Annotated in this window: 24 protein-coding genes and 2 pseudogenes; 10 read left to right on the top strand and 16 right to left on the bottom strand. The window is 67.5% G+C overall.

Annotation, left to right across the window (positions count from 1 at the left end; all coding sequences use genetic code 11):
* Together VGP60_RS23025 and VGP60_RS23020 are read right to left on the bottom strand one after the other, a co-directional pair.
* Window positions 1–519: pseudogene (locus VGP60_RS23025) on the bottom strand (NAD-dependent malic enzyme); the annotation flags it as partial.
* 192 nt (window positions 520–711) lie between these two features.
* Complete coding sequence (locus tag VGP60_RS23020) at window positions 712–894, bottom strand: hypothetical protein (protein WP_327550135.1); 183 nt, start codon at window positions 892–894, stop codon at window positions 712–714.
* Window positions 895–999: 105 nt separating this feature from the next.
* Between VGP60_RS23020 and VGP60_RS23015 the strand changes: the two genes are divergently transcribed.
* Window positions 1,000–3,243, top strand: coding sequence for a helicase-associated domain-containing protein (locus tag VGP60_RS23015; RefSeq protein WP_327550134.1), 2,244 nt, complete (start codon window positions 1,000–1,002; stop codon window positions 3,241–3,243).
* A 75-nt stretch (window positions 3,244–3,318) separates the two neighbouring features.
* Here the strand turns inward: VGP60_RS23015 and VGP60_RS23010 are convergent, their stop codons facing one another.
* The 6 genes from VGP60_RS23010 to VGP60_RS22985 form a co-directional block, all read right to left on the bottom strand.
* The gene (locus tag VGP60_RS23010; protein ID WP_327550133.1) at window positions 3,319–3,873 is read right to left on the bottom strand and encodes a DUF742 domain-containing protein; all 555 of its coding nucleotides are present in this window, start codon (window positions 3,871–3,873) and stop codon (window positions 3,319–3,321) included.
* Window positions 3,870–4,292, bottom strand: coding sequence for a roadblock/LC7 domain-containing protein (locus VGP60_RS23005; protein WP_327550132.1), 423 nt, complete (start codon window positions 4,290–4,292; stop codon window positions 3,870–3,872). Before VGP60_RS23005 ends, VGP60_RS23010 begins: the two co-directional genes overlap by 4 nt.
* A 403-nt stretch (window positions 4,293–4,695) precedes the next feature.
* Window positions 4,696–5,304, bottom strand: coding sequence for a GTP-binding protein (locus VGP60_RS23000; protein WP_327550131.1), 609 nt, complete (start codon window positions 5,302–5,304; stop codon window positions 4,696–4,698).
* On the bottom strand, window positions 5,285–6,076 hold the full coding sequence (locus VGP60_RS22995; protein WP_327550130.1) for a DUF742 domain-containing protein: 792 nt from the start codon (window positions 6,074–6,076) through the stop codon (window positions 5,285–5,287). Before VGP60_RS22995 ends, VGP60_RS23000 begins: the two co-directional genes overlap by 20 nt.
* A 25-nt stretch (window positions 6,077–6,101) precedes the next feature.
* Complete coding sequence (locus VGP60_RS22990; RefSeq protein ID WP_414640392.1) at window positions 6,102–6,581, bottom strand: roadblock/LC7 domain-containing protein; 480 nt, start codon at window positions 6,579–6,581, stop codon at window positions 6,102–6,104.
* On the bottom strand, window positions 6,578–9,793 hold the full coding sequence (locus tag VGP60_RS22985) for a nitrate- and nitrite sensing domain-containing protein (RefSeq protein ID WP_327550129.1): 3,216 nt from the start codon (window positions 9,791–9,793) through the stop codon (window positions 6,578–6,580). The genes VGP60_RS22990 and VGP60_RS22985 overlap by 4 nt, the downstream gene beginning before the upstream one ends.
* Window positions 9,794–10,269: 476 nt before the next feature.
* Here VGP60_RS22985 and VGP60_RS22980 point away from each other — a divergent pair, with 476 nt between their 5' ends.
* The 5 genes from VGP60_RS22980 to VGP60_RS22960 all read left to right on the top strand — a co-directional run bounded on the left by VGP60_RS22980 (window position 10,270) and on the right by VGP60_RS22960 (window position 14,810).
* Window positions 10,270–11,283 (top strand): ABC transporter substrate-binding protein, encoded by a 1,014-nt coding sequence (locus tag VGP60_RS22980; RefSeq protein ID WP_327550128.1) that lies wholly within the window; start codon window positions 10,270–10,272, stop codon window positions 11,281–11,283.
* A 127-nt stretch (window positions 11,284–11,410) separates the two neighbouring features.
* Window positions 11,411–12,355 (top strand): ABC transporter substrate-binding protein, encoded by a 945-nt coding sequence (locus tag VGP60_RS22975; protein ID WP_327550127.1) that lies wholly within the window; start codon window positions 11,411–11,413, stop codon window positions 12,353–12,355.
* Window position 12,356: 1 nt separating this feature from the next.
* Window positions 12,357–13,127 (top strand): ABC transporter permease, encoded by a 771-nt coding sequence (locus tag VGP60_RS22970; RefSeq protein WP_327550126.1) that lies wholly within the window; start codon window positions 12,357–12,359, stop codon window positions 13,125–13,127.
* Window positions 13,124–13,942, top strand: a complete 819-nt coding sequence (locus VGP60_RS22965; protein ID WP_327550125.1) for an ABC transporter permease — start codon at window positions 13,124–13,126, stop codon at window positions 13,940–13,942. The genes VGP60_RS22970 and VGP60_RS22965 overlap by 4 nt, the downstream gene beginning before the upstream one ends.
* A gap of 10 nt (window positions 13,943–13,952) precedes the next feature.
* Window positions 13,953–14,810 carry an ABC transporter ATP-binding protein gene (locus VGP60_RS22960; protein WP_327550124.1) on the top strand — a complete coding sequence of 286 codons (858 nt, stop codon included), beginning with the start codon at window positions 13,953–13,955 and terminating at the stop codon, window positions 14,808–14,810.
* Window positions 14,811–14,896: 86 nt separating this feature from the next.
* Here the strand turns inward: VGP60_RS22960 and VGP60_RS22955 are convergent, their stop codons facing one another.
* The 5 genes and pseudogenes from VGP60_RS22955 to VGP60_RS41770 all read right to left on the bottom strand — a co-directional run.
* The gene (locus tag VGP60_RS22955; protein ID WP_327550123.1) at window positions 14,897–16,114 is read right to left on the bottom strand and encodes an acyl-CoA dehydrogenase family protein; all 1,218 of its coding nucleotides are present in this window, start codon (window positions 16,112–16,114) and stop codon (window positions 14,897–14,899) included.
* Window positions 16,115–16,121: 7 nt separating this feature from the next.
* A complete protein-coding gene (gene mdlC / locus VGP60_RS22950; RefSeq protein WP_327550122.1) occupies window positions 16,122–17,705 on the bottom strand; it encodes a benzoylformate decarboxylase in 1,584 nt (527 codons plus the stop codon).
* Window positions 17,702–17,863, bottom strand: a complete 162-nt coding sequence (locus VGP60_RS22945; protein ID WP_327550121.1) for a DUF397 domain-containing protein — start codon at window positions 17,861–17,863, stop codon at window positions 17,702–17,704. The genes mdlC and VGP60_RS22945 overlap by 4 nt, the downstream gene beginning before the upstream one ends.
* The gene (locus VGP60_RS22940; RefSeq protein ID WP_414640393.1) at window positions 17,860–18,471 is read right to left on the bottom strand and encodes a DUF5753 domain-containing protein; all 612 of its coding nucleotides are present in this window, start codon (window positions 18,469–18,471) and stop codon (window positions 17,860–17,862) included. Before VGP60_RS22940 ends, VGP60_RS22945 begins: the two co-directional genes overlap by 4 nt.
* A gap of 9 nt (window positions 18,472–18,480) precedes the next feature.
* Window positions 18,481–18,690 (bottom strand): annotated as a pseudogene (locus tag VGP60_RS41770) (helix-turn-helix domain-containing protein); the annotation flags it as partial.
* Window positions 18,691–18,779: 89 nt separating this feature from the next.
* Between VGP60_RS41770 and VGP60_RS22935 the strand changes: the two are divergent.
* Both VGP60_RS22935 and VGP60_RS22930 read left to right on the top strand, forming a co-directional pair.
* Complete coding sequence (locus tag VGP60_RS22935) at window positions 18,780–18,995, top strand: zinc finger protein (RefSeq protein ID WP_327550119.1); 216 nt, start codon at window positions 18,780–18,782, stop codon at window positions 18,993–18,995.
* Window positions 18,995–19,429: a hypothetical protein gene (locus VGP60_RS22930; protein WP_327550136.1), complete on the top strand. Its 435-nt coding sequence runs from the start codon at window positions 18,995–18,997 to the stop codon at window positions 19,427–19,429. Before VGP60_RS22935 ends, VGP60_RS22930 begins: the two co-directional genes overlap by 1 nt.
* A 64-nt stretch (window positions 19,430–19,493) precedes the next feature.
* Here VGP60_RS22930 and VGP60_RS22925 read toward each other — a convergent pair whose 3' ends face one another.
* Complete coding sequence (locus VGP60_RS22925) at window positions 19,494–20,168, bottom strand: copper homeostasis protein CutC (protein WP_327550118.1); 675 nt, start codon at window positions 20,166–20,168, stop codon at window positions 19,494–19,496.
* Between the two features lie 11 nt (window positions 20,169–20,179).
* Complete coding sequence (locus tag VGP60_RS22920; RefSeq protein WP_327550117.1) at window positions 20,180–22,819, bottom strand: nitrate- and nitrite sensing domain-containing protein; 2,640 nt, start codon at window positions 22,817–22,819, stop codon at window positions 20,180–20,182.
* A 193-nt stretch (window positions 22,820–23,012) separates the two neighbouring features.
* On the opposite strand from VGP60_RS22920, the gene VGP60_RS22915 reads away from it, so the two are divergent.
* On the top strand, window positions 23,013–23,975 hold the full coding sequence (locus VGP60_RS22915; RefSeq protein WP_327550116.1) for an ABC transporter substrate-binding protein: 963 nt from the start codon (window positions 23,013–23,015) through the stop codon (window positions 23,973–23,975).
* Here the strand turns inward: VGP60_RS22915 and VGP60_RS22910 are convergent.
* The gene (locus VGP60_RS22910) at window positions 23,972–24,517 is read right to left on the bottom strand and encodes an LppU/SCO3897 family protein (protein WP_327550115.1); all 546 of its coding nucleotides are present in this window, start codon (window positions 24,515–24,517) and stop codon (window positions 23,972–23,974) included. The two genes, VGP60_RS22915 and VGP60_RS22910, sit on opposite strands and share 4 nt — an antisense overlap.
* A 64-nt stretch (window positions 24,518–24,581) precedes the next feature.
* Between VGP60_RS22910 and VGP60_RS22905 the strand changes: the two genes are divergently transcribed.
* Entirely contained in the window at window positions 24,582–26,228 is a 1,647-nt protein-coding gene (locus tag VGP60_RS22905) for a DNA repair helicase XPB (protein ID WP_327550114.1), read from the top strand.
* Window positions 26,229–26,339: the final 111 nt, after the last annotated feature.

Below are 26,339 nucleotides of genomic sequence, written 5' to 3'. Positions count from 1 at the left end.
CTTGAACAGCGCGCACTTGCCCTCCATCACCGGCAGGGCGGCGCCCGGGCCGATGTTGCCCAGGCCGAGCACGGCCGAGCCGTCGGTGACCACGGCGACGGTGTTGCGCTTGATCGTCAGGCGGCGCGCGTCCTCGGGGTTCGCGGCGATCGCCTGGCAGACGCGGGCGACACCAGGGGTGTACGCGCGGGACAGGTCGTCACGGTTGCGGAGCGCGATCTTGGGCGTGACCTCGATCTTGCCGCCGAGGTGGATCAGGAACGTCCGGTCGGAGACCTTGCGGACCTTGACGTCCGGCAGCGTCTCGAGCGCCGTCGTGATGTCCTTAGCGTGGTTCTCCGACAGCGCGTTGACCGAGATGTCGACCACGATGGAATCGGCGTGCGACTCAACGACGTCGAACGCCGTGAGCACGCCGCCCACGCGGCCGACCGCGGTGGTCAGGTCACCGGCGGCGCTGGACGAGGACGGAGCCTCGACCCGGACGGTGATGGAATATCCGGGACCGGGAACCGGCATGGCACTACCCCCGCTATGAGGTCGACTAGGACAGGGAAAACCCTAGCCCCGTGATCGGGACCACCCGGTGCCGACGGGGTGACCGACCAGTAACTTTGCTACTTTTCGCGCCGCGGGGGAACACACCTACCGGAGCGGGAAACACGCCTACAGGAACGGGAAGCCCCGCTCACGTAGCCGTGTTGCACGCTCTTACTTGTTGATCTTGGTCTCCGGGTGCACGTACGGCACCGCGTCGAGCGGGAAGGTCAGGTCGCCGAACGGCGAAAGTGAGCCCTGCCGGTCCGCTGCCAACTCGGACACGGGGTGCTCGCCTTCGGCAGCGGGCCAGGTCGGATCGATCCTGGTCTTCTTGCCGTTTTCGCCCTTAGCCACGACGCCCTCCAAAAGTCCGACAAGCCTGCTTGGACGGCTTGAATAAACACAGTCTGCCCGACAGGGCTGAGCGGCCGGGCACCCGCCCGGTATCCTGGGAAAACGATGCCCGCGACCTCACTGGCGGACTGGCTGCGCGCAGCCTCCGACGAAGCACTCACCGCGCTTTTGCGCACGAGGCGCGACTTGGCGACGCCCCCGCCCGCCGACACGACGGTCCTCGCCACGAGGGCCGGGACACCGGGTTCGGTCGCGCGCGCCTGCGAAGCGCTCGACACCTTCACCCTCGCGACGCTGGACGCGCTGCTGCTCGCGGGCGCCGACACGCAGTACGTCGAGCGCGCCGAGGTCGAGAAGATCATCAGCGAGGACATCCGCCCCGCGCTGGAGCGCCTGCGTGCCCGGGCGCTGGTCTGGGGCGAGGACAGCGCGCTGCGCGTGCCGCCGTCGGCGCGCGAGGTCGTCGGGCCGTTCCCGGCCGGGCTCGGCGCGTCTTCGCCGGAGCTGGCCGGGCTGGACGTCGACGCCGCGCTCGCCGAGATCGGCGAGGACGAGCGCGCGCTGATCACCACGCTGGCCGCGGGCCCGCCGGTCGGGAAGTCGCGCGACGCGAGCTCGGAACTCACGCTGGACGAAGCGGTGACGCCGGTTCAGCGCCTGCTCGCGCGCGGGCTGCTGCTTCGCCGCGACGACCAGACAGTCGAGCTGCCGCGCGAGATCGCCATCGCGCTGCGCGGCAGTCACGTCTTCTCACCGATCGCGCTCACCGAGCCGGAGCTGCCCGTCAACCGGCATCAACCATCCACAGTGGACGAAGCCGCGGCCGGTGAGGCGATGGAGCTCATGCGCCAGATCGAGGCCCTGCTCACGACGTGGTCCGAGCAGCCGCCACCGTTGCTGAAGTCCGGCGGACTCGGCGTGCGCGAGCTGAAGAAGCTCGCCAAGGACAACGACGTCGACGAGGTCAGGGCCACTTTCCTGGCCGAGTTGGCCGTCGGAGCCGGGCTTGTTGCGGACAGTGAAACGGCGTCACCCGAGTGGGTGCCGACAACGCTGATGGACTCGTGGCTGGCTTCACCGCCGGCCCAGCGGTGGATCACGCTCGCACAGGCGTGGCTCGAACTTCCGCGCCTGCCCGGCCTCGCCGGCGGCCGCGACTCCAAGGACAAGCCGATAGCGCCGCTCGCCGAGGAGCTGCGCCGCCCGCTGGCGCCCGTGTCGCGCCGCCGCGTGCTCGACGCGCTCGCCGACCTCCCGGACGGCGCCGGGGTGAAGAGCACCGGCGAGCTGGTCAACCTGCTCGCGTGGCGCGCGCCGCGGCGGGGCGGGCGGCTGCGCGACGAAACGGTCCGCTGGACGATGGCCGAGGCCTCGGCGCTGGGCATGATCGCGCTCGGCGCGCTCACCACGGCCACCAAGGCATTGCTCGAGGACGACCGGGCCAACGCGGTCGCGTCGATGATCGAGGCACTCCCGAAACCGGTCGACAAAGTGTTGGTACAGGCCGATTTGACCGTCGTCGCGCCCGGACCGCTCGAGCCCGAGCTGGCGCTCGACATGGCCGCGGTCGCCGACGTCGAATCCGCCGGGCACGCGACGGTGTACCGCGTGACGGAACCGTCCGTGCGCCGCGCGCTGGACATGGGCCGCACGGCCGGTGAGCTGCACGCGCTGTTCGCGACGCGCTCGGCCACGCCGGTGCCGCAGTCGCTCACGTACATGATCGACGACGTCGCCCGCCGCCACGGCCGGCTTCGCGGTGGCTCGGCGGCTGCTTTTTTGCGCTGTGACGACGAAGTGCTGTTGCGCGAGGTGCTCGGCAACCCGGTCGCCGAAGAACTCGGGCTGCGGCTGATCGCGCCGACGGTGGTGATCAGCCCGTTGCCGCTGATCGAGGTCCTCGACGGCCTGCGCGCCGCCGGATTCGCCCCCGCCGCCGAAGGTCCGGACGGGCGGGTCATGGACATCCGCCCGCGCGGCAGGCGCGTGCCCGCCCGGCTGCGCAACGCCCGTCGCGTGATCACGGCCGAGCCCGCCGGGATGACGCCGGAACAGCTGGGGCAGATCATCGCCCACGTGCGCGCGGGTGACCTGGCTTCGGGACGTCGTCGCGGAGCGTCGGTGCGGGCGCCCAGCGGCGGTGGCGCGGACACGTCGGCGACGCTGGCGCTGCTCGCCCAGGCCGCCAGGGACAAGCGCGAGGTGTGGATCGGTTTCGTCGATTCGCGCGGGACGGCGAGCCAGCGCGTCGTACGTCCGGCGTGGATCGGCGGCGGCGTGATGGAAGACGCGGAGCGGGAGCGGTTTCCGTTGCACCGCATCACTTCCGCCGCGCTCGTCGAAGACTGATGCGGTACACAGAACGCTGACACGCGTACGCAGACTGCACTTGAGCGTGCATGGATTGCACTTGCGCGAAAAGGGCTAGAGGGCGCGGAGGCCTTGGAGGACGCGCTCCATGAAGTCGCGCGAGCCTTGGTCGTCGAGGGACATGCCGGGCTGGTGGACGATGACGAGGCCGGCGTCGGCCATGTCGCCGACGAGGACCTTCACCACGCCGAGCGGCAGGTAGAGGTGGGCGGCGATTTCGGCGACGGAACGGGTTTCGAGGCAGACGTCGCAGATCGCGCGGTGTTCGGGTGAGCCGACGCCGACGAAGCGCCGGGCCTTCTCGGTGGTCGAGACGAGCGCTTCGAGCGCGAGGTTGTGCGGCGAGTGCGTCCGGCCGCCGGTGCGCGCGTAGGGCCGGACGCGGGAGCGCCGCTGCCCGGAGGGCGCGTAGGCCGACGGCGAGTACTCGGCGGGAACGGGCACAGGAGCGGCGGCGTGCCTGCGCCGGGGAGCGTTCTTGCCGATGCCGACGACCGTCGACACGCGGCTGAGCTCGAACCTGGCGGGCGAATCGAAGGCTTCCCGATCGTGGCCCTGGTGCAGGGCTTCCCACGCTCCAGTGGCCTGGTCGTCTCCCCGCGGCGTCATCCCCTCACCCCGCCTTGGAGCTGCGCGCGCAACTCCGGCGTGAGCTGCTGGCCGACCCGTTCGACCAGGAGGGTCATCTCGTAGGCCACCGTGCCGATATCGCAAGTCGGCGCCGCGAGCACCGCGAGGGACGAACCGTCGCTCACCGACATCAGGAACAGGTATCCGCGTTCCATCTCGACGACCGTCTGGTTCACCCCGCCCGCTTCGAAGCAGCGCGCGGCTCCCTGGGTCAAGCTGATCAGTCCGGACGCCACCGCGGAAAGCTGTTCGGCGCGGTCCTGCGGCAGGCCTTCCGACGGGGCGAGAAGCAGCCCGTCGGCGGAAACCACGACGGCGTGGGCCGCTCCGGGGACCCTGCGTACGAAATCCGTGATGAGCCAGCCGAAACCGCCGGACTGCTGGCCGGAAGCCGTCACTGTCCCTCCTCACTGCCGATTACGAGCCTTCACCAGGCCATGGTGCCCATCGATCGCCGAGGCGCCCGACGTCCGCCCGCCAAGGGTATTCATCACGACGACGCTGTCGAGTGCGGCCAAACGGAGGCATCAGACACCCAAAGTAGGCGTCCGGGCGCGGTCCGCATCGACCCATGGTCAACCATGCATCAATACCCAGGGCGGACCACCCAGGACCACACTGAACCGGGCGGACATATTCGCAGGTCAGCCAGGGAGTGAACGGTAATTCACCCACAACTGGCCTAGACCGCTGGGAGCAAGATCACCCGACCGGATTACCGCCGGAGGACGCGACTCCCCGAAGTGGGTGAAGCACGCGGAGTTCACTCCAACGGCGGCATCCACCAGGACGATTCGGGCGTTATCCAGCCGGGAGTGCCGCATCGTGCTCGATGGCGTGCTGGACGACGGAGATCAATACCTGCTTGGCCGAATCCCGCTCGCGCGCGTCACAGGCCATGATCGGCACCGAGGACGAGATCGTCAGCGCGTGCCGGACGTCCTCGATCTGGTGATGGAGCAACCGGTCGAAGCAGTTGATCGCGACGACGTAGGGCAGCTTGCGGTTTTCGAAGAAGTCGATCGACGGGAAGGCGTCGGAAAGCCTCCGCGTGTCGACGAGGACCACCGCGCCGATGGCACCGATCGCCAGGTCGTCCCACATGAACCAGAACCGGTGCTGGCCCGGCGTGCCGAACACGTACAGCACGAGGTCGGAGTCCAGCGAGATCCGGCCGAAGTCCATCGCGACCGTGGTCGTGGTCTTGTTCGGCGTCGCCGAGTTGTCGTCGACACCGGAACTCGCCTCGGTCATCAACGCCTCGGTGGTCAGCGGGTCGATCTCCGAAACCGCTCCGACCAGCGTGGTCTTCCCTGACCCGAATCCGCCTGCCACCACGATCTTGGCCGAAGAGGTCGGACCGGCGACTGCCGACGTGTTCGTGTCGGAGTCAAATTCGCCGAAGGCCACTGAGCACCCTTTCCATGAACTCGATACTCGGCCGGTCCCCGACCGTGGTAGATCCGGAATGCACCAGCACCAGCCCCAGGCCGGCGACGTCGCCGATCAGGACCCGCACCACGCCGAGCGGCAGCCGCAGCAGCGCCGCGACCTCCGCCACCGAGCGGGTGTCCAGGCACAGATCGCAGATGGAACGGTGTTCCGGTACGCGGACGCGGTCGAGGATCCGGCCGTGTTCGCTGGTTGAGATGAGCGCCTCGATGGCGAGGTTCTGCGAAGGCTTGGTACGGCCCCTGGTCCGGAAGTACGGCCGGACCAGGCCCGAGCCGGGCTCGGGGTCGGCGAACTCTTCGAAGCGCTCGTCGACGTACTCGTTGCTCGCCTGCTGCGGCAACGCTGCGGCGACCGGGTCCGGCTGGGCGCCGTACTCGGCCTCGATCTGGAACGCGGCGAACTCGGCCGAGTCGTACAACGGCCCGCTGGCTCCGCCGAACAGCTCGGAACCCGGCCCGCCCAGCAGCCGGGACCGGAAGTCCTCGACGCTGAAATCGGCCGGTCCTGAGCCCGCCGCGGCTTCCGCGGGGCTCAGCCAGCTGCCGGTGTCCGTGACGGCATGCTGCTCTCCGGTGCCGGACCGGCGATCGCGCCACTCCTGGTCGACGCGGTCACGGAAGGTCCGCCAGTCCTCCCGGGCGTCTTCGCTGTCCGAATTACTCGGCCAGCTCTGGCCCCCGGAGGAATCGTCGAGCCGGCCATCGCGCCTCAAACGCCTCTCGTCCATGACCTTCTCCTCGATGTCCCGGCGCTCAGCGCCGGACCGCGCCCTGCAGCTGCGCGCGCAGCTCAGGCGTCAGTTGCTGGCCGACTCGCTCAACCAGCAGTGTCATCTCGTAGACCACCAAGCCGATGTCGCTATCCGGAGAACCGAGCACCGCCAGGCAGGACCCGTCGGAGACCGACATGATGAACAAGAAGCCGTTGGCCATCTCGACGACGGTCTGTGCGACCGTCCCGCCTTCGAAGACCTTGGCCGCACCACGCGCCAGGCTGGTGAGCCCGGAAGCCACCGCGGCCAGCTGATCGGCCCTGTCCTTGGGCAGTCCTCGCGAGGACGCGAGCAACAAGCCGTCCGCCGACACCACTACGGCATGTGCGGCACCGGGAACCCGGTGCACGAAATCCGTGATGAGCCAAGCGAAAGTACCTGACTGGCCGGATTTGCCCTGCGAAGCCTGGTTGCTCGGCTGCGCTGGGCCCCCCGGCTGCACTTGACCCGCCCGTGTCACTGTCGCTCCTCACTGCTGTCTTGGGACAAGGAACCCATTCCCCCGCCGCTCACCGATACACCGTGCTCGTCTGACCGGCCATCCGGGGACTGTTCCTTCATCGCGTGCCGACCTGACGTGTATCCACGCTGGAAACTCGCCATCCGGCTACGGGCCGCGGTCGCCGACCTGGCGATCGCACCCTTCCCCGGCTGACCAATTGTCGCGTCGGCGAACACATCCTGCTCACTCGGGCCGACCGACCCGGGGACCAAGTATGCGTTGGGCACCCGTTTGGGGAGACCGGCCGGGGTGATTTCCTCATCCTTGGACTCCAGCAGAGCTTGTGCGGCTTGCCAACCGTTGTCGGCAGCACTCTCCCAGCCTCGCTGAGGTTCCGGTAGATGAACCGGTTCTTCCTCACGCGGGGCGGGCCGTTCGTGACGTACCTGTTGCCGTACTTCCGGTACCTCGTGAACTGGCTCAGGCTCGGGCTCAGGCACCGGTTCCGGCTGCGGGAGCTCGTACGACTGGCGCTCGTACTGACGCTCGTAGTCGCTGTACGGCGGAGCAGCCTGCCTCGCGTGGTCCCGGCGATCGGGGACGATCGGCTCGGGCTCCTCGGCAGGGGCCTCGGGCTCCGCTTCGCCCTCTTCGCTGAACCAGCGCGACAGCACCGACTGGTAGATCGGAAGGCGGCGCGTGGGGACGTCGTCCTCGAGCGCGCTCTTCTCGGCCTCCGGCTGCGGAGCGGGCGGCTGATCCGGGGTGACCGGCACGTACCTCGGCTCGCGCTTCGGCAGCACCAGCGGAGTGAACTGCGTCTCCGCCATGCTGTTCGCCGCGCTGCTCGCGCCCTCGCCGTGGACCGAGGTGAGGTCTTCGGTCGTCGGCCACGCCGGGCTGAGGAACGGGCCGGCCGCATTGCTGCTGCCCACCAGATCGTCGAGGCTGATCGGCTGGTCGAGCGGGACGAGCCCGCCGCTGGTCGAGCCACCGTTCTGCTGGGGAGACGGCGAGGACTGCTTGTGTGCCGGTGGTGGCGTGTGCGCGGGCGGCGGTGTGTGGCTCTGCGTCGGCTGCTGCCGGTTGATCGGCGGCATGCTCGGCATCGAGATTTCGTTCCGGTTGTGCGGCGGCGGCGTCTGGGTGTTGGCACGCAGCTGCGTAAGCACTTCGGCGGGGACGACGACGCGGGCGATGATGCCGCCCTCGATGTCCTCGTTCTCGCGGAGCCGGACCTCGATGCCGTGGCGCTGGGCCAGGCGGGCGACCACGTACAGACCCATTCGGCGGGTCACCGAGACGTCCAGGTCCGGCGGGTCGGCCAGGCGCTTGTTGACCTCTTGGATCTGGTCGTCCGACATCCCGACACCGTGGTCGGTGACCTGGATGGCGAGCGCCTTCTTCCGGGTCACCACCGCGCGGACGGTGATCTTCGTTTCGGGCTCGGAGAAGTACGTCGCGTTGTCGAGCAGCTCGGCCAGCACGTGCACGAGGTCGTGGATGGCCAGGCCCTGCACCGAAACCTCGGGCACGATGCCGAGTTCGATCCGGGCGTACTGCTCGATCTCCGAAACCGCCGCGCCGATGACGTCGGCGGCCGGGACCGGCTTGGGCACGGACTTAGCGAGACCGGCGCCCGAAAGCACCAGGAGGCTCTCACCGTTACGCCGCAGCCGTGTCGCCAGGTGGTCCAGCTCGAACAGGCTCGCGAGATGGTCCGGATCCTGCTCGTCGGCTTCCAGGCGGTCGATGACGCCGAGCTGGCGTTCCACGAGCCGCTGGCTGCGCCGGGAGAGGTTCACGAAGATGCCGTTGACGTTCTCCCGCAGGAGAGCCTGCTCGGCGGCCATCTTGACAGCCTGTTCGTGGACCACGTCGAACGAGCGGGCCACTTCCCCGATCTCGTCGCGAGAGGTGATCGGGACCGGCTCGACGGCGTTGCGCGAGGCCCGGACGGGGTCCGGATCGTCGAGGATCGCCTGCACGGTCTGGGGCAGCCTGGTGTAGGCGACGTCCAGTGCCGTGGTCCGCAGGATCCGCAGCGGCCGCAGCATGAGCCTGGCGATCACCAGCATGAGTGCCAGTGCCAGCGCGAGCGCCACCAGCACGACGCCGGATTCCGTCCACGCCGTGGTGGTGGCGTTGGCGGCGAGGGTGTTCGCGTGCTCGCGGAGCCCGCCGAGCAGGTTGTTCTCGACCGCGCGCAGCTTGCCCAGCGCGACAGTGCTGTCGGTGGTCAGCCGCGAACTGGTGACAGTCGGCGTCTGGTTGTTGTCGACCTGGGCGAGCGCCTCGGTGCGGATCCGCTGCCGGTCATCGACCTCGGGACCGCTGAACGTGTCCGAGAAGAGCTGCCGGTTGTCGGGGGTCGCGTTCGAGTTGAAGCTGTCGATCGCCGCCGCGCCGCTGGACTGCGCCGCCCGGACCTGCTCGAGGAGTTCGCCGGGGAAGCCCTTGCGGAACGCCACGATCTGCAGTGCCGCGTCGCCGCGGGCGATGAACTCCTTGGCCTCGCTGACCGCCTGCACCGTGGTGCCCTGCCGGAGCAGGTCACGGTCGGTGACGGCGGTGTTCACCTCCCGGCCGAGCTGGACTAGGGAGTCCAGGATGGAGGAGTAGGTGGAGAGCGCCGAAACGTCCGCGTAGAGAGAGGTATTGGCCGCGCTCCGAAGAGGACGCAACGCGTCGAGCCGCTGCAAGCCCCGGTCGTAGCGGCCCTTCGTTTCGGCGTCCGGGGTCTGGAGCTGGCTCGCCGAACTACGAAGATCGTCCACGACTCGATCGACCTTGGCGATCTGCAGGTCCAGCGCCGTCTGCCGACCGGCCTCGCCGGAGGCGATCCGCGCCACGGACAGCGAGCGCTCGGCTTGCAGTTCGTGAATGACCGCGGTCACCTTGCCGGCGAACTCGACCTGGCTCGCGGTCTGCTGGAACTGGTCCGCCTGTTTCAGCTCGTCTGTAGCACGTAGTGCGCCGAGCGCGAGCGCGGTCAGTGTCGGAATAATCAGCACCGCCGCAAGCTTGCTTCGCAGCCGCCAATGGCGCAGCCCTAAGAACGAACCCGCCGCTTGTTTCGGCCGTTCGCCCGTGTTGTCCCGCTGTGCAGGGGCGCCCCCAACCCCCGCGGTGTCTTTCCTGGGCACCGCTTTACCACCATCGCTCGATGAGCTGAATACATCGTCCACGTGCTGATCGGCCACTATCGGATCACTCCTGAACCCGGCCATGACGAGCGAGATCGGCTCAACACCACTCAGTCCGCTCGGCCATCCAGGGGCTCTCTCTCACTACATTCGGTGGTCTATACCTGGTTGCAGGAGCAGAGAGTAGCGAACAGACGGGGAAGATGTAAGCCTTCTGGCCGAAGCTGTCGCGCGATACCATCCGGCGCATCGTCGCGCCGGATGGAATAAGCCATCTCCGCAGAAAAATACTCCCAGTAGCCCCAGGTAGGGCGACTTGAACCCTAACAGGTGATCTAGGTCACGGCAGAGTGAGAGACAAACACCCATTGTGAGGTACCCCGTGGGGTCTCTACAGTATCCGGCGTGACTCCGCTCGGTTAATCACCAAGGTTGCTCAAATACTGCGCACGATTCCCCGTTGCAGCCCTTGGTGCCGGTCGAGCCCGCGCCACGCCTCACCCGGTCCACGAAACCGTGACCTCACTTCTCTTGAGGAGCCCGCTTTGCTTCGACACGTCATGAGCACCAACCGAGTCCGGCCTAGGCGGTCAGTCGCGATCGGGCTGGCGCTGACCGCCGCGATGACGTTGTCCGCCCTCAGCGGCTGTAGCGCTCTCGGTGGCTCGGACGATTCCGCTGCCTCATCCGGCTCAGGATCACTCGAGATGTCCAAGATCAAGGTCTCCGTCATGCCGACGATCGACCTCGCTCCGTTCCACCTGGCGACCAAGAACGGCTACTTCAAGCAGGAGGGCCTCGACGTCGAGGTCATCAATGCCGCCAGCGGCCAGGCGTCGCTGCAGAAGCTGCTCGGCGGTGAGGTCGAGATCGCTTACTCCAGCTACACCCCGTTCTTCATCGCCAAGAGCAAGGGCGCGGGCGACATCCGGTTTGTCTCCGACGCGTCCTCGGCCGCACCGAAGAGCACTGAGATTGTCGCTATGCCGAATGGCCCAGTCAAGGGGGTCAAGGACTTGGCGGGCAAGAAGATCGCGATCACCGCTGAAAACACCATCTGCGACACCCTCACCAAATCGGTCATGAGGGACAACGGCGTCGACTTCAGCGGCGTCAAGTGGGTTTCGCTGCCCTTCCCCTCGATCGCCGCGGCCGTCAAGAACGGTGAGGTCGACGCGGGCTTCCTCACCGAGCCGTTCATCACGCAGGCGGCGAAGACCGTCGGCGCGGTTCCGGTTCTCGACACCGCGACAGGCGCCACCCAGGACTTCCCCACCGCCGGCTATGGCGCGCTCGGCAAGTTCACCGACGGCAACCCGAAGACCGTGGCCGCCTTCCAGCGCGCCATGCAGAAAGCGACCACCGAATCCGCGGACCGGTCCAAGATCGAGCCGCTGATGGTCGAGTTCGCCAAGATCGACCCCGACACCGCTTCACTGACCACGCTGCTGACCTTCCAGTCGGCGCTTGACGCGCGGCGCCTGCAGCGGGTTCCCGACCTGATGCAGCAGTTCGGCACGATCCAGCAGCGGGTCGACGTCACCCCGATGATCGCCGGGCAAGCCAAGTCCTGACTGTGAACTACGCTGTTCCATCCCCTTCGCTTCATCAGGCACACCCACATTGGGAGTTACCTTGTTTCGCACCGCGATAAGAACCGGATCAAGACGGCGCGCCGTCCTTGGTCTGGCGGCGACAGCATTGCTCGTTGCCACAACAGGTTGTTCGGCCCTCGGGTCGGACACCCCGGCAGCCGACAGCGGTAACGCTTCGGTCGAGAAGTCGAAGATCAACGTCGCGATCATCACGACGATCGACCTCGCGCCGTTCCACCTCGCCAACAAGAATGGCTATTTCAAGCAGGAGGGCCTCGAGGTCGAGTTCTCGACCAACCCGAGCAGCCCCGCCGCGCTCCAGAAGGTGATCGCCGGCGAAGCCGACATAGCGTTCGCCAGCTACGTCCCGATCTTCACCGCGCAGGAGAAGGGCGCCGGTGACATCAAGATCGTCGCCGACTCGGTCTCGGCCAGCCCGAACAGCAACATGATCGTCACCACGCCGACTTCGTCGGTCAAGAACGTCAAAGACCTCGCCGGCAAGAAGATCGCCGTCTCGGCCATCAACACCGCGTCGGACGCGATGACCAAGTCGATCATGAAGGCGAACAACGTCGACTTCTCCGCCGTGAAGTGGGTCCCGATCCCGTTCCCCGACATGGCCGCCGCACTCGGCCGGGGTGACGTGGACGCCGCGTACATGCCGGAACCGTTCATCACCAACGCCGCCAAGCAGATCGGCGGTGTGCCGGTCGTGGACGTCGCCTCCGGTCCGACCGCCGACTTCCCGATCGGTGGCTACGCCTCACTCGGCAAGTTCACCAGCGCGAATCCCAAAACCGTCGCCGCGTTCCAGCGGGCCATGAAGAAGGCGACCGACGACGCCGCCGACCGCGCCAAGATCCAGCCCATGGTCGTCGAGTTCGCGAAGGTCGACGCGGACACCGCGGCACTCGTGACCCTGCCGAACTTCCATTCCACGCTGGATCCGCGCCGGTTGCAGCGCGTTCCGGACCAGCTGGTCGAGTTCGGGATCCTGAAGAACCGCATCGATGTCAGCACGATGCTCGTACAGTCGGCCACCAGCTGACGTGACACGTTTGCTGAGGAACCTCACCGGCCTGCTCGGCTTCTTCCTGCTCTGGGAAGTCGTCGTGCGGGCCGGTTTGGTCGACAAGCTGTTCCTTCCGCCGCCGAGCGACGTACTGGTCCGCGTGGTCGAGTTGCTGGGCGATGTCTCCTTCCTGCGTGACGTGATCGCGACCGTGCTGGCCTGGGCGATCGCGATGGGTATCTCGGTCGCCATCGCCATCCCCGCCGGGCTCCTGCTCGGCAGTGTCCCTTGGCTGCGCGACGCCACCAGGTCGGTCATCGAATTCCTGCGGCCGATTCCGTCGGTGGCCCTGATTCCGCTGGTCCTGCTGCTCATCGGCAGCGGCCCGGAAGCCAAGATCACCCTCGCCGTGTACGCCGCTGTCTGGCCGATCCTGTTCAACACGATCTACGCGCTCAGTGAGATCGACCCTGTCCTCACCGAGACCGCGAAGTCCTACGGCACGACCAAAACCCGGATGCTGACCTCGGTCGCGCTGCCCCACGCGGCGCCGTTCGTGTTCACCGGCATCCGGTTGTCCGCCTCGATCGCGCTGATCCTCGTCGTCAGCACGGAATTCCTCGCGGGTGCGGCCAGGGGCATCGGCCAGTTCATCCTCGAAGCCAGCAGCAACAGCAGTCAGCTGGATGCCGTGCTGGCCGGCACCGTCGTCGCCGGGATCATCGGCTACGTGATCAACGAGGGCCTCGAGCGGACCGGCAGAAGACTGTTCCGCTGGAGCACGGCCGATGCGGAGGCCACGACATGACGGCGACAGCGACCCAGGGCCGGGTGAGCCGCGGCGTTTCGGGATTCGTGCGCAACTGGCTGCTCCTCATCGGCTTGATCGTGCTCTGGCAGATCGCGGCCCTGCTCGCGGGGAACGTCTTCTTCCCGCCGCCGACCGAGATCGCCGTCGCGGGCGCGAAGCTGTGGTTCGCCGGGCCCGCCTCGCACCTGTTCCTCGGCGACTCGGTGTTCGAACACATCTTCCCGAGCCTCATGCGGGTCATCGGCGGCTGGCTGATCTCGGTGTTCGTCGGGATCGCGCTGGGCACCGCACTGGGCCGTTCGCGGACCGGGATGGACTACGTCGGCCCGATCTTCGCCTTCTTCCGGGCGATCCCGCCGCCGACGCTGGTGCCGGTGTTCCTGGTCCTGTTCCACATCGGGCCGGGGATGCAGCTCGCCACGATCATCTTCGGTTCGCTGTGGCCGGTGCTGCTGAACACCGTGGACGGGGTCCGTTCGGTGGACAAGGTGAAGTTCGAGACGGCCCGGTCCTTCCGCACCCCGACCCGGTACTGGATCGGCATGGTCGTGCTGCCGGCGGCGATGCCGAAGATCTTCGCCGGGCTTCGGCTCAGCTTGTCCGTATCGTTGATCCTGATGGTGATCTCGGAACTGGTCGGCGCGCTCAACGGCATCGGCTACGCACTGCTGTTCGCCCAGCGGCAGTACGACTTCGCCAACATGTGGGCGTGGATCGTGCTGCTCGGGATCCTCGGCTACGGATTCAACGCGCTCCTGCTCGCCGCCGAACGCCGGGTGCTGGCCTGGCAGCCGGCCCGCACGGGATCTTAAGGAGGCTGAAATGCCAACCATGCTCGAGGTAACCGGCCTCAACCACCAGTACGGCACGGGCGCGAAGGCGCACGTGGCCGTGAACAACCTGTCGTTCACCGTCGAAGCGGGCGAGCTCGCCTGCATCGTCGGGCCGTCGGGTTGCGGCAAGTCGACACTGCTGCGCTGCATCGCGGGACTCATCCCGCCCACCGCGGGAACGGTCAGCCTGCACGGCGACCAGGTCAAAGGTGTGCCCGACGATCTGGCCGTGGTGTTCCAGGACTACAGCCGGTCACTTTTCCCGTGGCTCAGTGTGGCGAAGAACGTCGAGTTCCCGTTGCGGTGGCGCGGTCTGAGCAAGGCCGAACGACGTCAGCGGGCACAGGAGGCGCTCAACGCCGTCGGTCTCCGCGGCGACGTCGGCGGCAAGTTCCCCTGGCAGCTCTCCGGCGGCATGCAGCAGCGGGTGTCCATCGCCCGCGCGCTGGCGAGCCGTCCGGCGCTGCTGCTGATGGACGAGCCGTTCGCGTCGGTGGACGCGCAGACCCGCTTCGAGCTGGAGGACCTGCTCCGGCAAGTGCAGCGCGAACAGGGTTCGACGGTGCTGGTCGTCACCCACGACATCGACGAGAGCGTTTACCTCGGCGACCGCGTCCTGGTGCTGTCGAAGTCCCCGGCCAGCATCGTCGCGGATCTGAACGTCGATCTGCCCGACGAGCGCAACCAGATCACCACGCGTGAGTCGGCGGCGTTCGTCAACATGCGCGGCGAGGTCGCCCGGCTGCTCAACGTCGGCGCGCCCGAAGAGAGCGTCGCGAAGTCCGACGCCGCCGAGTGGGAACTCGCGGAACAGGCGGCCCAAACCCCCACGAAAACCCCCCACTAGCCCTCTCCGGTTCCGAATATGTCGACAACTCTCGTTAGCCTCGCTAACAAGAGTTGTCGACATATTCGGGAGTTTCGGGAGTGGGGTCAGGGCTTGGGGCGGCTGTCGGGGCCGGTTTCGGCGAAGTCGATGACGGGCAGGGTCTCGACGCCGAGGACGTTGGCGCCGATCAGCTTGCGAGCGGCCAGGTTCCCCATCGGCATGAACGTGCTCGCCTGGATGTCACGCCACATGCGCTCGAACGGCAACGCCTTCGTGTAGGACGCCCCGCCGATGACGTCCACCAAGCGCTGCACCACCTGCACGGCGTTGTTGCTGGCCACGTACTTCACCAGCGCCGACCGCGCGACACCTTCCTGCACCCCGCGGTCGTAGAGGCGCCGCGTGGTCACTTCCTCCACGTGACGATGGATCAGCGCACGCGAACTCTCCAGCAGGATGTGGCATTCGCCGATGGCGTCCTGGATCACCGGGTCGTTCGCCTTGGGGCGCCCCGAAAGCTGCCGGACCGTCCATTCCAGAGCGCCGGCCGCGACTCCCGTGTAGACGGCCGAGAACGCCGGCATCGCCCACGCCCAAACGGTTTCCAGCACGCGGGCGTCGAGGTGGTTGACCGGCAGCGAGTGGACGACCTGCTCGTCCGGGACGAACACCTCGGTCAGTTCGAGGTCGTTGCTCTGCGTGCCGCGCATGCCCATGGTGTTCCAGGTCTGGTGCACCTTGACCCCGGGCTGGTCCAGCGCGATCTGGCACAGCATCAGCCGCGGGCCGCCTTCGGCTTCTTCGTAGCGCGCTGTGGTCGAACAGTGTGTGGCCACCGAGGTGTTGGTGGCGAAACTCTTGCGGCCGGTCAGGGTGAAGCCGCCCGGCACCTTCACGGCCGTGGTGCGCGAATCGGTCATGTCGTTGCGCAGGCCCATTTCACTGGTCACCGACGCCCAGATGAGGTCGCCATCGGCGGCCTTGCGCAGCAACTGCTCCAGGCGCGGGTTCTGGGTACGGCGCCACACACTCGCCCACTGTCCCAGCGGGGAAATATGCATCGTCACGGCGAGTGCCGTGGCGCCGTCACCCATCGCCAGCCGTTCGAGCACCGGCGCGATCTCGGCCAGTGTCGCGCCGAAGCCGCCCAGTTCCTTGGGCACCGACAACCGGAGGAAACCCGCTTCCCGCAGATCTTCGTAGTTCTCGAAGGGAAAGGTGTTGTCGCGGTCGTGCGCGGCGGCCCGCTCGGCGAAGACGTCGGCGAGTTTGCCCGCCTGGTCGACAAGATCCTGTTGTTCCGCGGTAAGAAGTGGGTTCACCCAGTGATCAGTACAGCACCTTCGGGTCAGGGTCAACGCGCACGTGCAACAGGTTCGGGCGATCGTCGGCCAGCGCCGCCGCCAGTGCCGCTTTCAGCTCGCCCGGGTGCTCGACGTGGTGCGACACACAGCCCAGACTTCCCGCCAGCGCCGCGAAATCGATGCCGCCGAGTTCGGTCCCCGGCACCTTCTCGCCACCGGCGGCCTCGCCCAGAATGCGCACGGCCGCGTACTGGGAGTTGTCGAGGATCACGAACGTCATCGGGACGTGCTCCCGCGCGGCCGTCCACAATGCCTGGATCGAGTACATGCTCGACCCGTCGCCGATCACCGCGACCACCTTGCGGTCCGGCAACGCGATCGCGGCGCCGACAGCGGCGGACAGGCCGTAGCCGAGCGTTCCACTCGCGACGGTCAGGAATCCGGTGTCGGTCGAGGTGATCGGCAGGTGGTCGTGCAGGACGTTGCGGTGACTCGGCGTCTCCTCGACGACGATCGCGTTGTCCGGCAGCATTTCCGCCAGCGTGGCATAGGCGAACTCCGGCGAGATCGGGGTCGTTTCGGCAGGCCGCTGCGGGCGGCTCAACGGCGCCGGCGCCTCACGTCCCGATGGGCCGACACGCTCGCTGAGCGCCTGGATCGCGAGCTTCGCCGTGGCACGGATGCCCGTACCCTCGGCGGCGCGCGCGAGGACCTGCTCGTCGTCGTTGACGATGAACAGTGGCGGCAGCGGAGTGTCCGATTCGCCCCGGTAAACGTGGTAGGTGAAGGCAGGTGCGCCGAGGACGACGACAAGGTCGTGCGCGGACAACGCTTCCGCCGTCAGGCCGCGCTCGGGCTGGATGAACCCCTGGAACAGCGGGTGATCCTCGGGGAACGAGCAGCGGGAAGACATCGCGCTCGCCCAGACACCGGCGTTGAGCCGTTCGGCCAGCGCGACCAGCTCGGGCACGGCGTTCTCCGCGTCCACCGCCGGTCCGACGACGATTCCGGGCCGCTCACTGGCTTCCAATGCCGCGACGAGCTCGGCCAGCGCGGCCGGGTCCGGGGCGAAACCGGGGATCCGCGGCCGGTGGACGATCGGCTTCGTCATTTCGACGTCCCAGTCGTCCACGGGGACGGACACGAAAACCGGCCCCTGCGGCGCCTGCGTCGCGATGTGGAACGCCCTGGCGATCGCCGCGGGAACGTCCTCGGCGCGAGCGGGCTCACAGCTCCACTTCACGTACGGCTTGGGGAAACTCGCCGCGTCCGTGGCTCCGAGGAACGGGTCGTCCGGCAGCAGGGACCGGGTCTGCTGCCCGGCGATGATGACCATCGGCGTGCGGTTGCGGAACGCGGTGAACACGTGGCCGAGGCCGTGCCCGACGCCGCCCGCGGAGTGCAGGTTGACCAGCACCGGCTTACGCGCGGCCTGCGAAAACCCGTCCGCCATCGCGACCACGGCCGATTCCTGAAGCGCGAGAACGTACCGGAAGTCGTTCGGCCAGTCGGTGAGGAAGGCGATCTCGGTGGTGCCGGGATTGCCGAAAACGGTGGTCAGGCCCAAATCCCGGAGGAGCTCACGGGTGGCGTCGCGGACTGTCCTCACTTCTGGACCTCCACCAGGAAGACCGACCAGCTACCGGCCGACACGGTGAGCACGCCACCAGCACGGTCCTTTGTGTCCCGAACCCCGACCACCGCCCCGAGGGAAATCTCGACACAGTCTTCTTGGCCGCTATGACTCGACTTACGCCAGTTGCTCACTGCGTGGCCTCCAGTTCGGTGATCACCTCCGCAATCAGTGCCAGGGATTCCTGTTCACTCATCGCCAGGTTCAGCACGATCTTCGCGGCGGCCTTGTACCCCGCCACATAGCCCTCATCGTAGAGGTAGGCACTGCCCCGATGGTGCTCCACGGAGACGATCGAGGGGAGATCCTCGAAGTCGAAGACGGTGAAGGGACCGACCAGTCCCGGATGCCAGCCGATCCCCGACGGCAGGACACGAAGCGTGACGTGGTTTTTCCTTGCCATCACCAGTAAATGCCGTAGCTGAGCGATCATCCCACCGGCTCCGCCGATGCCCTGCCGGAGTGCGGCCTCGCCCAGAATCGCCGTGTACGGCGAAGGATTCCGGCGGGTCAGCACTTCCTGGCGGCCCAAGCGAATCATCAACTGCTGTTCGATTTCGGGCGTTGGCGGCGTTTCGAGGATCGGGCGGGTGTATTCGGCGATCTGCAGTGGCCCCGGGAGCAGCGTCGGGTTCCAGACGAAGATCGAAGAAGCGGTGCGTTCACACTCCACCACAGCGGGTAGTGAATGCGGAGCTTCCAGCCAGTTCGGTTCGTGCGCGTTCCGCGCCAGTTCCAGCAACTCGTCCCGTTCCTCCCCGATCACCCGGAGGCACCCGAGAATCCCGGCGACCTCCTCCGGAGTCGGCAACCGCCGTCCGCTCTCCCAATGCGACAACCGGGGATGGGTCAGTCCCAGCCGATGGGCGAGCTCACGCTGTCCAACACCCCTCGAAACCCGCGCGTCGCGAAGCGCCGCGGCCAGTGCTCTCGCCCGAGGAGTGGCTAATGGTGCTTTCATGCACCGCAGCATGACAGGTGGTAATAGCCACTGGCCATTCACTCTTTCGCACATTTGCGGTGCGCATTTGTACCAGTGATCGTTCTGCCATGCTGAGATGGCAACAAGCCGAGGGAAAGCGGCACGCACTGAACGCGAAACTGGCCCCGCGCCCGGGAGACTCCTTCCGCGCGCTGTGCGGCGAAGAAGTCTTCGTGGAGCGCGAAGACGTGGTCGCCCTCGGCGGCCAATGGCTCGCGGGGACCTGCTGGGACTGCGACGCCGTCTGGCGCAAACGGGAGAACATCCCGCAGTTCACGTCGTGATGGAACAGGACGCGCGGTTGCTCGACCGCGTCCGCGACCTGAGCAAGTCGCTCGGCGAAGACCTCGACTGGCTCATCAAGAACCACTTCGCCGACGCTCCCCGCGCCGACGGCCTTCGTGACCTGGGCGAACGCCTGGCCGACCTCGGCGCCGACCTGCTCAAGCGCGCCGACCAACTCGACCGAAGCGTCGCCGCGCAACTCCCCGCAGACGGCTGGATCCCCGAAGCCGCTCCGCCCGCGAAGGGCCTTCGCGTCGCGCACTACGTCGGCCGCGGCGAACTCCGCTTCGGTCTCGTCTACCTAGCCGCCTGCGGCACGGCCTGCTACCCCTTCTACGGCAAAGACCCCACGGCCCGCATCGCCCGCCACCCCCGCTGCAGAGTGTGTCCCCACCTAGCCGAAACCAGCGCGGCATATGGAGGTGGCTCGTGAGTGGCTACGAGTGTTAGAACACTTGTTGCCACTCACGAGCCACCCACCCACCGCACGTGCCTTCTCAGCCCTTCACGAGCTCCACCCACTTGCGCACGGCGTCGACCTCGAGGTCCGCGCTCCAGCCACCTGGCCGCACCGCGCTGCCGACGTGGAACGCCCGCACCCCACCGGCTCGCAGCAGGTGCACCTGCTCCGGCCGCAGCCCGCCACCGACGAGCAGCTCCGGCCCTTCGCGACGGGCGAGATCCTGCAACACCGTCAGTCCACAAGCGACACCGTCGGGGTGGCCCGCGGCGAGCACGGTGTCACAACCGAGCGCTGCGAGCTGGCCGTAGGAGCGCAGGGGGCTGCGGGTGCGGTCGATGGCGCGATGGAACGTCCACTTGAGTCCGTCGAGCTCGCCGGTCAGCACGCGACAGGACTCGACGTCGATCTCACGGTTGTCGTCGAGGAACCCTAAAACGAATTCGCGGGCGCCGAGCTCGACGAGCCTGGCCGCGTCCGCGCGGAGCTGTCCGATATCACGGGGACCGAAGGAACCGTTGTCCCGCAACATGATCCGGACCGGAAGATCGGTGGCGGCGAGTACTTCGCGCACGACCTGGGGTGACGGCGTGAGCCCGTCCTGTGCCATGTCCGCGACGAGTTCGAGGCGATCCGCGCCGCCCTCCTGGGCACGTTCGGCGTCGCCCGCGCTGAGCGCGATCACTTCGAGCAAGCCGGTCTTCGAGCTCATTGCCCATCCGTTCATCTATTCGTGGAGTTGCCGTCTCCCCTCGCGTGGCGGCCTCGCCGGACGCCGCCTTGCAGGCTGGACATCCGCTCCCGCACCTCGTCTGGGGAAAGCGAGAGTATCGGCCGCTCTTCCGGCGGCCAGTGGTACTGGGTCTCTTCGGCGACACGGGCACGCGGTACCCGCCTCGGCAAGGACTGCGCGTCGTCTTCGTATTCGGGCTCGTGCTCGTCTTCGGTCGGCCATTGCGGCTCCGGCTCGGCTTCCGGCCGGGCAAAGGCCTGCTGGTCCACGACGGGCTCGTAGGGCATGATCGCGGGCCGCGAAGATGGTCCGGTCGCGAACCACTTCGACAGCACGTCCTGGTACGCGGGCAGCCGCTCGGTCGGCTCGTCGGAGTCCGGTAAGGACGGATCGTCGTCCTCGGTCGGCCAGGCGGGCACCAAGTCCCGCTCGACCACCGGCGCGCGGCGCAACGGCCACTCGTCGGGCGCGGGAGCGGGCGGTGGCGGCGGTTCCGGCTCGGGTTCCGGCTCTGGCTCCGGCTCGAAGTCGTCTTCCGGGCCGTAGAGCGGGAAAAGCGGCGAATCCAGCGGTGGCGGGCCGACGATCGGCGCTTCGTCGGGCTCCGGGTCGACGAGCAGCGCGGGCAGCTCGGCCGGCGGGATCGGCTCGGTGACCAGCTCGACCGGCACCAGCACCGTCGCCACGAGACCACCCATTTCGGCGCTGTGCAACCGGACGTCGATGTAGTGCCGCCGCGCCAGCGTCGCGACGACGTAGAGCCCCATCCGGCGGGACACCTCGACGTCGACCTCCGGCGGGTTCGCCAGCCGGGCGTTGGTGCGGTCGATCTCCGGCTGCGGCATCCCGGCGCCGTGGTCGGTGATGTTGATGAGCCAGGCGCCCTCTTCGGTCTGCGAGCTGGCGACCTCGACGACGGTTTCCTCGCCCGAGTAGCTCGTCGCGTTCTCCAGCAGCTCCGACACGACGTGCACGAGGTCGTTGACCACCTCGCCGACGATCGCGAGGTTCGGCGCGGGCGTGATCTCGATCCGCTGGTAATGCTCCACTTCGGACAGTGCCGCACCGATGATCTCGTCGGCGGAGACCGGCGCCGACGCCTGGCGCCCGAGCTCGGTACCCGACAGGACCAGCAGGTTCTCGCTGTTGCGCCGCATCCTGGTGGCGAGGTGATCGAGTTCGAACAACCCGCCGAGGGTGTCCGGGTCCTGCTCGTTGGCCTCCATGCGGTCCAGCACCGAAAGCTGCCGCTCGACGAGGTCCTGGCTGCGCCGCGACAGGTTCACGAACATCGAGTTGACGCTCTCGCGCAGCATCGCCTGCTCGCCGGCGAGCCGCACCGCTTCGCCGTGCACCGCGTCGAAGGCCCTGGCGACCTGGCCGAGCTCCTCGCGGGTGAACACCGGCACCGGGGCGACGGCGAGCCGCCGTGCGACCGAACTCTGCTTCGGGTCCGGGTCGTTGAGGATGCCTTCCACCACCGCGGGCAACTGGTGCCCGGCGACGTCGAGCGCGGTGCGCCGCAGGATCCGCAGCGGCCGCAGCAGCGAACGCGCGATGATCACCGAGAGCAGGCCGGCGATGATCAGCACCGCGAACACGATTCCGGCGTCCCAGATGGCGGACGTCCGCGCCCGCGCGGCGAGCGTGTCCGTGCGGGCCTGGGTCTGTGACAGCAAAGCCTGCTGGACCTGATTGGCCAGGTTGATCGTGTAGGTCGCCGAGACATCCCACTTGTCGGGATCGAGACCGGCGAGGTCCTGGTTGTTCTCGGCCCGCACGAGCGCCGACTCGACCATGTCGTTGCCGATGTCGACGATCAGCCCGATCACGGTGTCGTCGTACATCCGCTGCTGCTCGGGGCTGGCGAAGGTCCGGTAGTCGTTGCGGGCGGAGGCGAGTTCGGCTTCGGCGCCCAGCAGCGCGCGGGTGCGGTCGTTGGTGAGGCGGCCCGTCGCCAGCGCTTCGGCCAAGATCGACCGCTTGACCGACATCTGGTCCTTCACCCTGGCGAGGGCGTTGCTGGCCAGCCGCATGCTGGCGAGGGTCGGGTCGGCGATCTCGGCGGCGGACGAGCCGCTGATGTCGAGCACGCCGGAAATCAACTCGCTGTACGAGCGCAGCACAGCGTCGGCCGGAAAGGACGAGTGCTCACCGGAGAACCGGAGCCCGGTCAGCACGCCGAGCCGATCTTCGGTCTGGCGCAAACTGTCCGCTGCCTGCGAAGACAGTCGAGAATTGCTGTCGGCCAGCGTGCGGCCGAAATTCCCGACGGCCATGTCAACTCGTTGGCGCTGTGCCTGTAAAGGGCTGGTATCACCCGTTCGGCCTAGTGCCACGAAACGGACAGTGAGATCCCGCTCACGCTGCAGTTGATGCACGACTTCGGCCACGCCGCCGTCGACAGGACCCTTTGCGGCCAATTCGGCGAGCTGCTTCGCATTGTCGAGATCGGACTTGACCCGCAGCCCCACCAAGCCGATCACGGCCATCGCCGGTACCAGCAGCAATACGAAGAGTTTGGTGCGCAGGCGCCAGTTCCGGAGCCGCCAGCGCCCGGTCATCGGCGGCAGCCCTTGCCGTGCATCCGTCGCGACGCCCTTGCGGGCACGCTTCTCACGACGGGTCACCTGCTGTCCTTTTCAACCGCGGTCGGGTCACGCAGCGACGGGGCGCCCGCGGCCGCTGTCCTGGCGGACCTTCCCGAACCTACTGAAGAGTAGTGAAAATCGGAGTGATTCGACAATCACTCTATCGTGGCACGCCCCTACTCGCGGTGGTCCACTCCCAGACCCTTAAGCTCCAGCACGGAGAGAGGGACAGATGGTGCGACGGGTCGCGATTCCTTTGACCGCCTTCTTGCTGGCGGTGACCGGGTGCGGGGTGTTCTCCGGCGAGAAAGCCGCTGAGCAACAACCACTCGAACGGACCACACTGCGTGTGGGCGTCGGCAGTGCTATCGACACCGCGCCACTACGTCTCGCCGTATCCGAGGGCCGTTTTCAGGCGGCGGGACTCCGCGTCGAACTCGTCGACCAGGGCCAGAATGACGGCCTGAAACAATTGACTGACGGCCAACTGGATGTCGCTTTCGCCAGTGACGTCGCGATGTTCCGGGCGTCGGCTTCGGGCAGCTCGCTGCAACTCCAAGGCGAGGCATACACGTCCGGCAGCAACACCATGGCACTGGTGACCTTGGCCGACTCGAAATACACCGAACCGTCGAACAAGAAGACGCCCTCGATCGCGGTGAACATGCTCGACGACCTCGGCACCCTCGCCGCCCGGTCCACGCTGGGCACCGCGGGCGTCGACAAGGCCAAGATCAAGTTCGTCTCGCGGCCGTTCGAGCAGATGACGCAGGTCCTCAAGGACAAGGGCGCGGACGCCGCCTGGATGATCGAACCGTTCATCACCAAGGCGGAAAAGGAGTTCGGCGCGCGGATCCTCGCCGACGGCGCCCGCGGCGCGACGCTGGAACTCCCGGTGTCGAGCTACGCGTCGAGCGGCCTGTTCGCGCAGGCCAACCCGCGCACGCTGGCGTTGTTCCGCCGGATCCTCGGCGAAGCCCAGCAGCGCGCCAACGATCCGGCCGTCGTCCGCGCCGCGCTCCCCCGCATCTCCGACATCGACGCGACCACGGCGTCGCTGATCTCGCTGGGGACCTACCCGTCGACGCTCAACGGCGTCCGGCTGCAGCGCGTCGCGGACCTGATGCACAGCAACGGCGTGCTCGCCGACCGGTTCGACGTCCAGGCGCTGCTGCCGGGTTCTGGCGCACCTTAAATGTTTTCGCCGACTTCTGTGAGGCAGACAGTGCGCTCCGGCGGGCCTTCGTAGAGGAAACCGGCGCCGTCGAGGTCGTCGCAGGCGTCCAAGTCATCACCGCTGTGGACGTCGACCCTCGCCTCCGCCTGTGACGTACGACACCCGACCTTCGCGATCTTCGTCTCGTCGTCGATCGCCGTCAGGCAGTCGCCGGTCTCGACGTTCAACGTGAGGCACAGCGTGTAGCGCGTGGAGTCGTCGGTGAACCGGAGGCGGGTGTAGTCGTCACCAGGGCAGGTCGAGCGTCGCTCTTCGCGGGTCTCGACCCGGAAAATCGCGCGAGAGTCAAGGCAGGAGAGCTTTTCGAACTCTCCTTCGCCGTTGCTGCTTTCCTTCGTGATGTGCAGGCAGTCGCCGACCACCGGTGCGGCGCCTGCACGGCTCAGCGCGACGAGCCCGACCGCGCCCAGCGAACCCACCCCGAGCGCCACCAGCACGGCCACGACAATCCCGACCACCGCGATGGCCCCCAAACCGCTTTTGGGCGGTGTTGTCGTCAAGTTGCCCCTCCCGGTTCCCCCGCCACCATCTTCCCATCCAGGCGGGGCACGTATAAAGGAGAGCGTGACCAATGGCCCGCTGATCGTCCAGTCTGACAAGACCGTGCTGCTCGAGGTCGACCACCCGCAGGCCGACGACGCACGGGTCGCCATCGCGCCGTTCGCCGAACTGGAACGCGCGCCGGAACACGTCCACACCTATCGCATCACCCCGCTGGCGTTGTGGAACGCGCGCGCCGCCGGGCATGACGCCGAGCAGGTCGTCGACGCGCTGACGTCGTACTCGCGCTTCCCGGTGCCGCAACCGCTGCTGATCGACGTCGTCGACACCATGGGCCGCTACGGCAGGCTCACCATCTCCAACCACCCCGCGCACGGCCTCGTGATGTCCACAACGGACCGTCCGGTGCTCGAAGAAGTGTTGCGCAGCAAGAAGATCATCCCGATGATCGGCGCACGCGTCGACGACGACACGGTCGTCGTCCATCCGTCGGAGCGCGGACGGCTCAAGCAGGCACTGCTGAAGGTCGGCTGGCCCGCCGAAGACCTCGCGGGCTACGTCGACGGTGAAGCGCACGACATCTCGCTCGACGAGAGCGACTGGAACCTGCGCGAATACCAGCGCCAGGCCGTCCAGGCGTTCTGGGCCGGCGGCTCGGGCGTCGTCGTCCTGCCCTGTGGCGCGGGCAAGACCATGGTCGGCGCCGCGGCGATGGCCGAGGCCAAGGCGACCACGCTGATCCTGGTGACGAACACCGTCGCCGGGCGGCAGTGGAAACGCGAGCTGATCGCGCGGACGTCGCTGACCGAGGAGGAGATCGGCGAGTACTCCGGGGAGAAGAAGGAGATCCGGCCGGTCACCATCGCGACGTACCAGGTGATCACCCGCAAGACCAAAGGCGAGTACCGGCACCTCGAGCTGTTCGACTCGCGGGACTGGGGCCTGGTCATCTACGACGAGGTCCACCTCCTGCCCGCACCGGTGTTCCGGATGACCGCCGACCTGCAGTCGCGACGCCGTCTCGGCCTGACAGCGACCCTGGTGCGCGAAGACGGCCAAGAAGGCGACGTCTTCTCGCTCATCGGCCCGAAGCGCTACGACGTCCCGTGGCGCGACATCGAGGCGCAGGGCTGGATCGCGCCCGCCGAGTGCATCGAAGTCCGCGTGACGATGACCGACAACGAGCGGATCGTCTACGCGACAGCGGAAGCCGAGGAGCGCTACAAGCTGGCGTCGACGGCCGCGACCAAGACGCCGGTGATCAAGTCGATCGTGGCCAAGCACAAGGGCGAGCCGACGCTGGTGATCGGTGCGTACCTGGACCAGCTGGAGATGCTGGGCGACGAACTCGACGCGCCGGTGATCCAGGGGTCCACGAAGAACAAGGAGCGCGAGAAACTCTTCGACGAGTTCCGGCGTGGCGAGATCAGCACGCTGGTGGTGTCGAAGGTGGCCAACTTCTCGATCGACCTGCCCGAGGCTTCGGTGGCGATCCAGATCTCGGGGACATTCGGGTCGCGACAGGAAGAGGCCCAGCGGCTCGGGAGGTTGTTGCGGCCCAAGGAAGACGGGCGGCAGGCGCACTTCTACTCGGTGGTTTCGCGGGACACCGTGGACACGGAGTACGCGGCGCATCGGCAGCGTTTCCTGGCCGAGCAGGGCTACGCGTACAAGATCATCGACGCCGAGGATCTTCTCCGGCCCATCTAGTCCTTGACTCCCGCGCTATGAAGGGTCCCTTCCTCCCGTTTTTCGGCAGGAAGGGACCCTTCATACACGTTTCCGGACTCCAGGATTCCCCCAAAGCGGCGTTGGGGGCAT

It is taken from the genome of Amycolatopsis sp. (assembly GCF_036008905.1).
Taxonomy (GTDB): domain Bacteria; phylum Actinomycetota; class Actinomycetes; order Mycobacteriales; family Pseudonocardiaceae; genus Amycolatopsis.
This window is presented reverse-complemented; position numbering and strand designations above follow the sequence as displayed.